This window comes from Metabacillus sp. SLBN-84, assembly GCF_053629595.1.
The window spans coordinates 3,079,217-3,092,004 of the sequence record NZ_JBRJIP010000001.1 but is presented as its reverse complement, the minus strand read 5'-3'; the positions used below and the strand labels follow the sequence as shown (position 1 = coordinate 3,092,004).

The window sequence follows — 12,788 nt, the reverse complement described above, 5'->3', positions numbered from 1 at the left end:
ACCCTTCAAACAAAAAAGAAGGAGCTGAAGGGTCATAAGCGGTTGAGATATGACCCTTCAAACAAAAAAGCAGGAGCTGAAGGGTCATAAGCAGATGAGATATGACCCTTCGTACAAAAAAGCAGCAGCTAAAAGGTCATAAGCCAGGAAGATATGACCTTTCGTACAAAGAAGCAGGAGCTGAAGGGTCATAAGCCAGTGAAATAAGACCCTTCAAACAAAAAAGAAGGAACTGAAGGGTCATAAGCGGTTGAGATATGACCCTTCATACAAAAAAGCATCAGCTGAAAGGTCATAAGCAGGTAAGATATGACCCTTCAAACAAAAAAGCAGGAGCTGAAAAGTCATAAGCCGGCCAAATATGACCCTTCATACTAAAAAACATCAGCTAAAAGGTCATAACCCGGCGGCACTTCTGCCCAATAAACTCTTCCATCCCCCCACTAAACTAAAGGAGGCCAACCCTCATGAAAAAACGGATTGTTGTTAAAATTGGGAGCAGTTCTCTTACGAACAGGAAAGGTGAAATCGATCAGGAAAAGTTCACCGATCATATTGCAGCGCTTGCGCGGCTCAGACAGGCAGGGCATGAAGTGCTGCTCGTTTCATCGGGTGCTGTTGCAGCAGGTTTCCGCAGGCTTGGCTATCCGGCCAGACCTCTTACGCTAAAAGGGAGGCAGGCCGCGGCTGCTGTCGGGCAGAGTCTGTTGATTCAAGCGTATATGGCTCAGCTTGGGGCATACGGCTTTGTTCCTGCCCAGATTTTGCTGACCCGGACAGATTTTTCTTCAAAAGAGCGGTACAGAAATGCTTTTGCCACGATTCGTGAATTGCTTGACAGGGGCATTATCCCGATCATCAATGAAAATGATACCGTTTCTGTTGAGGAGCTGACGTTTGGTGATAATGACATGCTGTCTGCCCTTGTCAGCGGGCTTGTTCAGGCAGATGACCTCGTTATTTTAACGGATATCAACGGACTGTATGACAAAAATCCGCGCGATCATGCTGATGCGAAAAGGTATGACCGTTTGACCGGCATTACGGATGAGATGATGCTCGGAGCGGAAGGGGCGGGATCTTCAGTCGGAACCGGCGGGATGAAATCCAAGCTTTCTGCGGCGAAAACAGCCATTGAGCTTGGTGTATCCGTTTTTATAGGTACGGGAAAAGGTGATGATAAGTTCATCCGCATCTTGAATGGTGATGGTGACGGGACCTATATAGAAGCCCGCTCTTTCCTGAAAAGCAGTAAACAGTGGATTGCCCTTCATTCTTTAGTCAAAGGGAAAATTTTTATTGATGAAGGAGCAGAGTCTGCCCTCATTTTGAAGGGGAAAAGTTTATTGCCTGCAGGTGTTTGTGACATTTCGGGAACATTTGAAACCGGAGACGTTGTGGAAGTTCACGGACCGAACGGGATGCTCGGTAAAGGAGAGGTTTTTTGTTCCTCTGAAACGTTAAAGCAGGTAATGGGAAAACGGACAAAAGAAGCAGGAGCTGTGCTTGCGTCCATCGAAGTCATACACCGTGACCGATGGGTCAAAGCGTGAAACGGAGGGATAACCATGAGTGAAGTGATGAGGAAAGGAAAAATTGCCAAGGCTGTCAGCTATGACATGATGCAGGTGCCGACCGAAGAAAAAAACCGTGCGCTGGAACTAATTGCGAGGCAGCTGGAAGCGGAGCGTGATTTTTTAATAAAAGAAAATCAAAAAGATATTGAGGCAGGAAAAAAAGCCGGCATGACGGATTCTATCCTGGATCGCATGCTGCTGACTAAAAAAAGAATTGATGATATGGCTCTTGCCATCCGCCAGTTAATTCGCCTGGAGGACCCTGTTGGAGAGGTGCTTGAGACAATCCAAAAAGAAAACGGGCTGCTTATCCAGAAAAAACGCGTGCCGCTCGGCGTAATCGGAATGATTTATGAAGCCCGGCCTAATGTGACGATCGACGCTGCAACCCTGTCGCTCAAAACAGGAAATGCGGTTATTTTAAGAGGCAGCTCTTCTTCCATCCATTCAAATAAGGCTCTCGTCAGCGTCATTCACCGTGCTCTTGAGCAGACATCCATTCATCATGAAGCGGTTCAGCTGATTGAAGACACAAGCAGAGAAACAGCCAAACAGCTTTTCACGCTAAATCAATACTTAGACGTCCTTATTCCGAGGGGCGGGAAGAACCTGATCGACACCGTCGTGAGAGAGTCTTCTGTACCTGTTCTCGAAACAGGTGCGGGCAATTGTCATCTTTTTATCGACGAATCGGCAGACCCTGAAATGGCAGTAAGAATTGTTTTGAATGCAAAAACGCAGCGTCCCTCTGTCTGCAACGCAATTGAATCAATTCTAATACATGAAAAATGGCTTGAGCAGCACGGGAAAAACATGCTGCAGTCCCTGCATGATCATTCCGTTGAAATCATCGCCGATGACCGCATCGTGTCACTTTTTCCTCAGGCAAAACCGGCAAGTGAGGAAGACTGGGCCACTGAATATCTGGCACTGACCGCCAGTGTAAAAACAGTGAAAAATACAGATGAAGCAATTAAGCACATCAACACATATGGAACTAAGCATTCGGAAGCCATCATTACAGAAGACCTGAAAAATGCGCATGAATTTCAATCCCGCGTTGATGCGGCAGCTGTTTATCACAATGCATCGACCCGTTTTACAGATGGCTTTGAATTCGGCTACGGTGCGGAAATCGGCATCAGCACGCAAAAACTGCATGCACGGGGACCGATGGGATTGCCGGCGCTGACTTCGACAAAGCACTACATTTCAGGAAATGGACAAATCAGGGAATAGAAGACGGACGTTGAGAAAACATAAAGAAACCAACGACACGAAGGAGAATTAGCTATGGATACGTCAATTAAGTGGAATGGGAAAATGAGCTTCTCCGGCAATACCCCGTCCGGACACGAAGTGAAAATGGATGCCTCAGAAGAAGTGGGTGGAGAGAACACCGGAGCAAGGCCGACCGAGCTTCTGCTTCATGCGGTTGCCGGCTGTACGGGCATTGATATCATCAGCATCCTGCAGAAAATGCGTCTCAATCCGTCCGCATTTGAAATGGATCTCACCGGCACAAGAGCAGAGGACCATCCAAAACGGTTTACAGCCATTCATATTCATTACAAACTGGAAGGCGATCTTCCTGAAGAAAAAGTGATCCGGGCCATTCAGCTTTCCAAAGATAAATATTGTTCTGTCTCACAATCACTCAATGCTGAGATTACAGCTGAATACTCAATTAATGGAGTTAAGGGAAGAAAGACTATGTAAAAAAGCGAAATCCTGAATAAGGGATTTCGCTTTTTATTGTTCTGACGGCGGAGCTAATCGGTGCTTCCGCATTTTTTATTTAGGACTTGGACCATACTTATTATTTCCAGGCTCACTGTCCAGACAGTTGAAGACTAATAGCACGATTCCACCGATAATTGGGATAAGTCCAATTAAAACCCACCAGCCTGTTTTCCCAATGTCATGAAGCCTGCGCACCGCAACTGCAAGTGATGGCAACAGAAGAAGAATAGAATAAATGGCTACTAAAATCTGCTCCAATCCAATAAGTGACTCCACAATCGAAAGGATAATGGTCACAATTAAATTGAATAAAAAGAACATCCAGTATTCTTTGCGTCTTGCGCGGCCTTGAAACACCGCATATTTCTTAATAACGTCTAGATACCAATGCATGTGATTTCCTCCTTTCTCAGAAAATTGAACGACTTATTTAATATACCATTTTGTTCTGACATTAAAAGCAAAAAAAACGAAATCCCTGAGTGGAATTTCGCTTATTTATTCAAAATGCTTTCTTCAAGCACAGCTGATTTATCACCGTACACCTTCGTAATGTGATTTTCTCCCCAGGCGCAAAGGGAATCCAGAATGCTTTGCAGGCTCCAGCCATATTCACTTAATTCATACTCCACTTTCGGCGGAACTTCCGGATGGACAATCCTGTTGATCACACCGTCATCTTCGAGCTCGCGCAGCTGCTGTGTGAGCATTTTTTGAGTAATGCTGGGCATGAGCTTTTTCAATTCATTTGTCCGTCTCTTGCCGTGGGTCAAGTGACAGAGGATGACACATTTCCACTTGCCCCCGATAATCTCAAGAGTTGCTTCTACGGGAATGTTGTATTTCTTCTCCATCTAAATCCTCCTATTTGATAGGCACCAAAAAGTGCCTACATAACTTTTTAGTTCCTACAGCACTTGAAAGTACGTACTTTTCATTATGTTCGATATATCTCATAATAACATTTGCCGGCTGATCTTTACCATACACGTTTTAAAATAAATATAAATTTTCAGGAGGAGAAAAAATGAGCTTAGATAAAAAAAGAAGTATGTGGGCGCTGCTTGCCCTTGCAGTCAGTGCATTTGCCATTGGAACAACGGAGTTTATCAGTGTCGGCCTGCTGCCGATGATTGCAGAGGATTTAAATATACCGGTTACAACAGCAGGTTTGACCGTCACCCTTTATGCGGTCGGAGTCATGTTCGGGGCACCGGTCTTAACATCTTTAACGTCAAATATGTCACGTAAGACGCTACTCCTTTGGATTATGATTGTCTTTATTCTTGGAAACAGCCTCTCAGCGGGAGCATCAAGCATTGAAATGCTTCTTGCGGGACGCGTGATTGCGGCGCTGTCGCATGGTGTGTTCATGTCGATTGGTTCAACGATTGCAGCGGACCTTGTTCCTGAAGACCGCCGTGCAAGTGCGATTTCTATTATGTTTACAGGCCTTACCGTCGCGACAGTAACAGGCGTACCGTTCGGAACCTTTATCGGCCAGCAGTTTGGTTGGAGACTTGCGTTTATCGTCATTATTCTTATTGGTATTCTTGCTCTTATCGCAAACAGCATTCTTGTCCCATCTAACTTGAAAAAAGGCAACCGCACGACGTTTGGCGATCAGCTGAAGCTTGTGAAAAACGGCCGTCTGCTGCTTGTCTTTTTAATAACAGCCCTTGGATACGGCGGAACATTTGTCGTTTTCACTTATCTGTCACCGCTTCTTGTGGAAGTCACTGGTTTTAAAGACAGCACCGTTGCCATTATTCTGCTTGTATACGGAATTGCCATTGCCATCGGAAACATGATCGGCGGCAAGATGTCCAATAAAAATCCAATTAAAGCTCTTTTCTATATGTTTATTGCACAGGCTATTGTTCTTTTTGTCCTGACACTTACAGCACCATTTAAAATTGCAGGATTAATCACCATTTTAGTTATGGGACTGTTCGCATTCATGAACGTCCCGGGTCTTCAGGTTTACGTCGTAATGCTTGCAGAACGTTTCGTCCCAAGTGCCGTGGACGTTGCATCTGCCATCAACATTGCTGCATTTAACGCAGGAATTGCCATCGGGGCCTTCCTTGGAGGCATCATCACAGACTCCATCGGTCTGATTCACACAGCCTGGATCGGCGGTGTGATGGTCGCAGGTGCAGTGATCCTCACTGGATGGAGCCGTGCACTTGAAAAGAAAGATCAAAAGGTTCAAGGCCATAAGATGGCTGGATAATCAATGACGCTCAGGGCATAGGTCCTGGGCGTTATTCATTTTAAAAAAGCACCCATTCACGAACAGAAAGGAATATAATGGAATGGGAGGTGTTTATATGCTGAAAGGGTTGATTTTTTTCGCCGGCGTTATTCTGATTGGAACGCTGTCTGAGAACTTGTTAAGGAGAAAGTTTGACATCCCAAAAACAAAGGGACTCATCTACAGGGGCGTAAGCACATCTCACCGATGGACAGAGAGAGTTCTGCTGCTCATTTACTTAATATGCTTAATGATTTTGGACTTTTCTATGGGACTGTTTTTAGCATTTATTACTCTTTTCTTCGCTTTCAGAGCATTTATGGAATGGAAATATGAAAGAGAGAAAAAAGAGTATCTGATCACGATACACTTTGTTACAGTCTTTCCTTTGCTTATTGCAGGAGGGTATCTGATGGATATTCTTTGAAACGGTAGGCAAGAAGTGAGTTCTTCATAATCATTGCTTTTCTAAAGCGGATACCCCCAATTATTTGTCACGATGCCTATTCTCCTGTAAAAGCAATTTGATGATGCTTCACTTTTTGCAGAAACAAACTGTAATTCGCAGTAAAGTGTTTGTCTTTTAATAAGGAGACACGTTCTCCGTCTTTGAATCCAATTTCAATAACGGAAGGTTCTCCATTTTCCCGGGACAAATGAAAAACAGCGCTCTCCACCTCATCCCATGTGTACTGATGCTGTTCAAGACTGATCCCGCTGCTGTAGGAAATTCCTTCATCACTGAGCTGTTTATGCTGAATAGCTCCGAATGTAAACGGCACAATGCTGAGGAACACAAGAATTATACCTGACATGATGGAAGTGCGATCCGCTTTTCTGAAAGATGCAATCAAAGCGGCAAGTCCCCACATCAGAAATCCGGTTCCATACAGAAGGTACGTTTCCGTAGAAAGCTGGATAAACCACGTCAGATTTGTCGCATACAGCACATCCGCAACTATAAAAGGGAAGAGAATAGATGCGTAGGGAATCAGGATGAGAATGAGGAAACCAATTACTCCGAATACATGTTTCTTTTCATAATTTTTGTAGTTCATAGTCACGCCCTCCTTGTCTTAAATAAGTATACGCATAAGAATCTGTTTAAGTTTCAGAATATTTAAATATTAGGAGCTTTACTATGAAAAATACCATTCTGCCGTTTGCTTTGTTTTCCTTGCTTATAGCCGGATGTTCTGTTGAAAACACAGACGGCTATCAAGAGGTAAGAAAAGCAGGGTGGAACTTCATGAAACAGAATCAATGGGAAAAGCGGACCAATGGCGACTGGGAACATGCGGAAGTGGCAGCGTACACGGTGAATAAGGGGCAAGCACAACTAATGGATGAACAGTACATAGGCAAAGAAGTTATTAGAGTGGAGTTTGAGGACCTTGAGAATACGGCTGTGAGTGCGCCTGTTATTCTGGTTGATCAAGAAACGAATAAAGTGATTGGGTATATACCCGGAGAATAATATAGGTGTTAAAGGTTATTGAAAAAGACAACATAGAGAAGGGATGACAGGAACAGACTTTTGACAATTTTGCGAAGTCTGTTCCTTTTAGTTGTAATCATAAACTGTCACACATATAATAAAACCATCACGTTACGGTTAGGGGGGATTGACTTGGGGCTGAGAAACTGAAAATTGGAGAATTGGCTGAAATTACCGGTGTGACTAAGAGGACAATTGACTATTACACAACACTGGGTTTACTGAAAGCGGAACGTTCTCCTTCAAATTACAGATACTATGATCATTCCTCAATAGAACGAATTGCTTTTATTGAAAAAAGCAAAGCAGAAGGGCATTCTCTTGAAGAGATTAAAAAAAGGGTCATCAGCCGTTTTTCGGAGGAAGTGGATGTGCTTGAGCTCCGCCTTAAAATTCAGGGGCTGGAACAGGACGTCACAAAAGCCCTCGAACAGCTGAAAGAGTCAGATCCTGAAAAGTATGAGAGTCTCAAAAAGAATATATCAAGTGAAAGCTTGTCATTAATTCAGTCATTGCTTCTGCTCTTACATTAATTAATGGAGGGAAAGAAATGTTTTTTCATCCTATGGATTTCCTGATTCTGATTGCATTGGGAATTTCAATCTGGGCACAATTCAGAGTGAAAGGCAACTTTAAAAAGTGGGCGGAAGTCCCGACACGCACTGGTTTATCAGGTTTTGAAACAGCACGAAGACTTCTTGACAGAAACGGTTTACATCATGTCCCTGTAGAACCTGTGAGGGGAATGCTGTCTGATCATTATGATCCGGTTCAGCGCGTTGTGAGACTGTCAGAAGATGTTTATTATGGAAGGTCTATTGCATCTGTTTCCGTGGCTTCACACGAAGTCGGCCATGCGATACAGCATAAAGAATCATATAAAGCTCTCGTTTTCCGCCACAAACTTTTTCCAGTAACGAACCTGGCATCAGGAATTGCCCCATTCCTTTTTATCGGGGGCATGCTTCTCCAGCAGCTTTCACTGATTGGAATCGGGATTATCTTTTTTTCAGTGGCAGTGGCCTTTCAATTAATTACGCTTCCTGTGGAGTTTGATGCAAGTAAACGTGCCAGAAATCTGATGATCTCAGACGGCATCTTGTACAACGAGGAAGAAAAAGGCGTGAAGAAAGTACTGAATGCAGCCGCTTTAACATATGTTGCAGGTGCGATGATGGCTCTCTTTGAGCTAATTAAATTTGTCATGATTTTTGTGCAGGGAAGTCAGTCAGAAGAAGGCTGAAACTAAACAAAACTTTTATTGGAGGTGTAGGTCTTACCCGTGTAAGACCGCTCGTTGACAACCATAAATCTTTTATTAATTGTTTTATTAATTGCATTAACTGCTTTTTTCGTTGCAACGGAATTTGCCATCGTTAAGGTCCGAAGTTCAAGAATTGACCAGCTGATTGCAGAGGGCAGAAAGGGCTCGCTTGCAGCAAAAAAAGTCACAACACATCTTGATGAATACTTGTCTGCCTGTCAGCTTGGAATCACCATAACAGCACTCGGGCTTGGGTGGCTTGGAGAGCCAACGGTTGAGAAACTCCTGCACCCATTTTTTGAACGATTTGATATAAACGAAACGATGACCCATATTCTTTCGTTCGGTATTGCATTTGCCATTGTCACGTTTCTGCACGTCGTTATCGGTGAGCTTGCTCCAAAAACGGTTGCGATTCAAAAAGCCGAAGCGGTCACGCTAGTATTTGCGACTCCAATCATCTGGTTTTACCGTCTTATGTTCCCATTTATCTGGTTCCTGAACGGTTCAGCAAGAATTCTGGTTGGTCTGTTCGGTTTGAAGCCTGCTTCTGAGCATGAAGAAGCGCACTCTGAGGAGGAGCTTAGAATTCTTCTTTCAGAAAGCTATAAAAGCGGAGAAATCAATAAGAACGAACTGAAATATATGAATAATATCTTTGCGTTTGATGAAAGAGTTGCAAAAGAAATCATGGTTCCAAGAACGGACATTGTATCCATTTCAATTGATGACTCTTTTGAAAACATTTTTGAGATTGTCAAAAATGAAAACTACACACGTTATCCGGTTGTTGACGGGGATAAGGATAACATTAAGGGCTTTATCAACATCAAGGAATTGCTTACAGCTGCAGTCATGAACAAGCAGGATCCCCACACTTTGAAAATTGCCGATTACATTAATCCTGTCATTAATGTGATTGAAACCATCGCCATTCACGATCTTCTTGTCAAAATGCAGAAAGAGCGTACACACATGGCCGTGCTGATTGACGAATACGGAGGTACTTCAGGGCTTGTAACAGCTGAAGATATCTTAGAAGAAATCGTCGGGGAAATCAGAGATGAATTTGATGAAGATGAGATTCCCGAAATCCGCAAGCTGAACGAAGGACACTACATCCTGGATTCAAAGCTCTTAATTGAAGATGTCAACACATTGCTTGGAACAACCTTTAATACTGAAGAGTTAGATGTCGACACAATCGGCGGATGGTTCCTGACTCATCATCTTGATGCTGAAACCGGAACCGAAATTGAATCTGAGGGCAATTTGTTTAAAGTCTTTGAGAAAGACGGAAATCAGCTTCGCTACTTGGAAGTAATAAAATCTTAATCATAAAAAGAACCAGTCGACTTCATTGGACTGGTTTTTTCGTGTCTTGATTTATTGAAAAATATGAATTGTGCAAATCCATTCTTTTTGCCATAATTTTAGTAACAAAACGTTTTAACAGACAGGAGACTGACATGAATCCATTTAATCACGAACGATAACAACGCTTTGTTTCAATCAGAGGTCCTCCGAACATCATTGAATATGGCATAAAAAATGACAAGGAGGAAACAGGATGAAATTTGAAGAATATATGAAAGAAGTGGAAAGACCCTTCACAGGATGGGACTTTTCCTTCATCACAGAGTCCGGAAGAATGCAGAGCGATCTCCTCTCGTGGTCATACGGCAGCATGGCGCAATCCCTTATTTCTGATGCATCATCCATGCTTGACATGGGTACAGGTGGCGGTGAATTTTTATCAAAACTGCAGCCGTTCCCTGAAACTGTTTTTGCAACAGAAGGATATGAACCGAACGTTTCGGTCGCCAAAAACAAACTGGAGCCATTGGGAGTGACCGTGGTTCGTATTGATAACGATGCAGAACTTCCTTTTCCGGACGGGACATTTGATTTGGTACTAAACCAGCATGAATCCTTTGACCCTGAAGAAGTCAGCCGCATCCTAAAAGAGGGAGGACTCTTTCTGACACAGCAGGTTGGCGGTCTGGATTGTCTGGGAATAAATGAGGCTCTTGGTGTAAAGCCAAATGAAGAATATCTTCAGTGGAGTCTTTCAAATGCCTTGCATGGTCTAAAAGAAGCCGGGTTTACCATACTGTTTGCAAAAGAAGAGTATCCTTCTCAGCGTTTTTATGACATCGGAGCTCTTATCTATTATTTAAAGGCCATTCCTTGGCAGGTTCCGGATTTTGACACTGACCTGTTCAAAGAGCGGTTACTCGCAATTCATACTGAGATTGAGGAGAAGGGCTTTTTCGAAGTGAAGCAGCACAGGTTTGTTGTGAAAGCGGGGTAATGATCATGCGGTGTGAAAAAATTGATGTTCATTTTTCTGGTTTTCGTTTCGATTCCTTTTGATAAGATACTAGTACGATTAGTCTTTATAAAGGAGAAAAGCCAAATGATACATGATCAAAAAATGATTGATCACTACTACAGCATGCTGGTTGAGAAAAATTCATCGTACGAAGGCACCTTTTTTGTCGGTGTAAAAACAACGGGTATTTTCTGCAGGCCAACCTGTCCTGCAAAAAAGCCTTTGAAAGAAAACTGCGAGTTTTTTAAAACGGCTCAGGAAGCAGCGCTTGCTTCTTACAGGCCCTGCAAGAGATGTCATCCGCTCAGCACCCCGAGCACGCTGTCGCCGGAAGTGAAAAAACTCGTCGCTGCCATTGAGGAAAATCCTCAGCGAAAGTGGACAGACAAAGATTTTGATGAGCTGTCTATTACTGCGCACACTGCCAGAAGGCAATTTAAGAAACAGTTCGGCATGACTTTCATCGAATACGCTCGTTCAAGGCGCCTAGGGATGGCCTTTCAGCACATTCGAAACGGAAAACCTTTGATCTACACTCAGCTGGACAGTGGCTATGAGTCAGGAAACGGCTTCCGCGATGCCTTTGCCAAAACAATGGGTGCCGTCCCGAAGAAAAACAGGGAAATCCGGCTGTTTACAGCAAAATGGATTGAAACCAAGCTTGGCCCGATGGTTGCTGTTGCGGATGAAGAAGTGCTTTATTTAGTTGAATTTGTTGACCGCCGGGGATTGGAAAAAGAACTGGAGAACCTTAGGGCCAAACACGCTGCTGCTATCGTTCCGGGAACCAATTCGGTCCTGGAACAGATTGAACGTGAGCTGAACGATTACTTCGCGGGTAAATGTCTTACCTTTGAAACACCCATTTATTCGGATGCGGGTTCTGAATTTCAGCGAAACGTATGGAGGCTTCTGAAAGAGATTCCGCCAGGCGAAACCATCAGCTACAAGGAACTTGCCGTCCGTGCGGGCAATCCGAAAGCATACAGAGCCGTCGCGCGGGCGAACGGCGCCAACCAGCTTTGTATTGTGATTCCATGCCATAGAGTGATAGCTTCTGATGGCGGACTTGGCGGTTACGGCGGTGGTATTCAGAGGAAAGCTTGGCTGCTTGAATGGGAGAGGGAGCATGCTGAGGCTGCGTTTAAATAGTATGAAAGAAGAAGCTGCTGATGGGCAGCTTCTTCTTTTGCGATCTGAATCTGGCTGGTAAAGATGTAATTAGGAGACACCTAGAAGATTTCAAGTAAAGGCAGCAATTCAGCAAGTAGAGGTTGTGCAATTCCAACTAAAAGACGCATTTTTTCAAGTAAAACGGAGGAGATGGCAAGTAATCGATGACTCACTGTTCTGACGCCATGCAGCATAGCTAAATAGAGTGCATTAAATACAAAAGGCGATTAGCAGAGCCTTAATTCTAAGTGAACCACAGGATTGCGGCTCATCATTTAGGAGGCATCTGGAATATTTCAAGTAAAGGCAGCAATTCGGCAAGTAAAGGTTGTGCATTTTCAACAAAAAGAGGCATTTTTTCAAGTAAAACAGTAGAACGTGCAAGTAACACCCGTTGACATCTCCAATGAATAGCTTTAGCTTATACCTATGGAAGAAATTAGCTATTCTATAAGCAGAGAGGGCTGTGCAAATGAACTTATCGATGAAATACGTCATTCTGTATGTAACTGATTTCGAAAAATCAATGAAATTCTACCGTGATCAACTTGGTTTGAAGGTGAAAATGCAGCAGGGAACATATGTTGAGTTTGACACCGGGGCGACGACTTTATCTATGAATACACGTGAGTCTGTGCAAGAACTGATTGGACTGGACATGCCAAAGACGGATGCACCCCAAAGCTTCGAGGTAGGATTTACCGTTGAGAATGTTGAAGCAACAATCGAAAAGCTGCGCAGCACCGGTGTACCTGTTGTAAAGGAACCGACAGTCAAACCATGGGGCCAAACCGTCGCCTATGTAACGGATCCGGACGGTCATTATATTGAAATTTGCACGGCTATGTAACAAAAAGAGCGGTCACTGACAATTCAGCGGCCGCTCTTTTTGTTCTATACCCGAATGATTTTCCAGGGATAGGAAAGATTAAACCTATCAA

15 protein-coding genes are annotated in these 12,788 nt (G+C 43.6%); 12 read left to right on the top strand and 3 right to left on the bottom strand.

What is annotated here, in order from left to right:
• Window positions 1-467 precede the first annotated feature (467 nt).
• From proB to RKD52_RS15775, 3 genes are read left to right on the top strand one after another with little or no spacing between them, the layout of a single operon-like run.
• On the top strand, window positions 468-1,553 hold the full coding sequence (proB, locus tag RKD52_RS15785) for a glutamate 5-kinase (RefSeq protein ID WP_454100446.1): 1,086 nt from the start codon (window positions 468-470) through the stop codon (window positions 1,551-1,553).
• Window positions 1,554-1,568: 15 nt separating this feature from the next.
• Window positions 1,569-2,816 carry a glutamate-5-semialdehyde dehydrogenase gene (locus RKD52_RS15780; RefSeq protein ID WP_454100445.1) on the top strand — a complete coding sequence of 416 codons (1,248 nt, stop codon included), beginning with the start codon at window positions 1,569-1,571 and terminating at the stop codon, window positions 2,814-2,816.
• A 54-nt stretch (window positions 2,817-2,870) separates the two neighbouring features.
• Entirely contained in the window at window positions 2,871-3,296 is a 426-nt protein-coding gene (locus RKD52_RS15775) for an OsmC family protein (RefSeq protein ID WP_454100444.1), read from the top strand.
• A 75-nt stretch (window positions 3,297-3,371) separates the two neighbouring features.
• Here the strand turns inward: RKD52_RS15775 and RKD52_RS15770 are convergent, their stop codons facing one another.
• Both RKD52_RS15770 and RKD52_RS15765 read right to left on the bottom strand, forming a co-directional pair.
• Window positions 3,372-3,713, bottom strand: coding sequence for a DUF805 domain-containing protein (locus RKD52_RS15770; RefSeq protein WP_454100443.1), 342 nt, complete (start codon window positions 3,711-3,713; stop codon window positions 3,372-3,374).
• 101 nt (window positions 3,714-3,814) lie between these two features.
• Window positions 3,815-4,174 (bottom strand): winged helix-turn-helix transcriptional regulator, encoded by a 360-nt coding sequence (locus RKD52_RS15765; RefSeq protein WP_426864131.1) that lies wholly within the window; start codon window positions 4,172-4,174, stop codon window positions 3,815-3,817.
• A gap of 173 nt (window positions 4,175-4,347) precedes the next feature.
• On the opposite strand from RKD52_RS15765, the gene RKD52_RS15760 reads away from it, so the two are divergent.
• Together RKD52_RS15760 and RKD52_RS15755 are read left to right on the top strand one after the other, a co-directional pair.
• Complete coding sequence (locus RKD52_RS15760) at window positions 4,348-5,556, top strand: MFS transporter (protein WP_454100442.1); 1,209 nt, start codon at window positions 4,348-4,350, stop codon at window positions 5,554-5,556.
• A gap of 97 nt (window positions 5,557-5,653) precedes the next feature.
• Window positions 5,654-6,004 carry a DUF4181 domain-containing protein gene (locus RKD52_RS15755; protein WP_454100441.1) on the top strand — a complete coding sequence of 117 codons (351 nt, stop codon included), beginning with the start codon at window positions 5,654-5,656 and terminating at the stop codon, window positions 6,002-6,004.
• 76 nt (window positions 6,005-6,080) lie between these two features.
• Here the strand turns inward: RKD52_RS15755 and RKD52_RS15750 are convergent, their stop codons facing one another.
• Window positions 6,081-6,635, bottom strand: coding sequence for a hypothetical protein (locus tag RKD52_RS15750; RefSeq protein WP_454100440.1), 555 nt, complete (start codon window positions 6,633-6,635; stop codon window positions 6,081-6,083).
• An 83-nt stretch (window positions 6,636-6,718) separates the two neighbouring features.
• On the opposite strand from RKD52_RS15750, the gene RKD52_RS15745 reads away from it, so the two are divergent.
• From RKD52_RS15745 to RKD52_RS15715, 7 genes are all read left to right on the top strand, one after another.
• Window positions 6,719-7,054 carry a hypothetical protein gene (locus tag RKD52_RS15745; RefSeq protein WP_454100439.1) on the top strand — a complete coding sequence of 112 codons (336 nt, stop codon included), beginning with the start codon at window positions 6,719-6,721 and terminating at the stop codon, window positions 7,052-7,054.
• A 182-nt stretch (window positions 7,055-7,236) separates the two neighbouring features.
• Window positions 7,237-7,608 carry a MerR family transcriptional regulator gene (locus tag RKD52_RS15740; RefSeq protein ID WP_320155759.1) on the top strand — a complete coding sequence of 124 codons (372 nt, stop codon included), beginning with the start codon at window positions 7,237-7,239 and terminating at the stop codon, window positions 7,606-7,608.
• A gap of 17 nt (window positions 7,609-7,625) precedes the next feature.
• Window positions 7,626-8,318 (top strand): zinc metallopeptidase, encoded by a 693-nt coding sequence (locus RKD52_RS15735; protein ID WP_369732424.1) that lies wholly within the window; start codon window positions 7,626-7,628, stop codon window positions 8,316-8,318.
• Window positions 8,319-8,372: 54 nt separating this feature from the next.
• Window positions 8,373-9,674 (top strand): hemolysin family protein, encoded by a 1,302-nt coding sequence (locus RKD52_RS15730; protein WP_454100438.1) that lies wholly within the window; start codon window positions 8,373-8,375, stop codon window positions 9,672-9,674.
• 235 nt (window positions 9,675-9,909) lie between these two features.
• Window positions 9,910-10,653 carry a class I SAM-dependent methyltransferase gene (locus RKD52_RS15725; RefSeq protein ID WP_454100437.1) on the top strand — a complete coding sequence of 248 codons (744 nt, stop codon included), beginning with the start codon at window positions 9,910-9,912 and terminating at the stop codon, window positions 10,651-10,653.
• Window positions 10,654-10,758: 105 nt separating this feature from the next.
• Window positions 10,759-11,826 carry a bifunctional transcriptional activator/DNA repair enzyme AdaA gene (locus RKD52_RS15720; RefSeq protein WP_454100436.1) on the top strand — a complete coding sequence of 356 codons (1,068 nt, stop codon included), beginning with the start codon at window positions 10,759-10,761 and terminating at the stop codon, window positions 11,824-11,826.
• A gap of 493 nt (window positions 11,827-12,319) precedes the next feature.
• Entirely contained in the window at window positions 12,320-12,697 is a 378-nt protein-coding gene (locus RKD52_RS15715; RefSeq protein ID WP_454100435.1) for a VOC family protein, read from the top strand.
• Window positions 12,698-12,788: the final 91 nt, after the last annotated feature.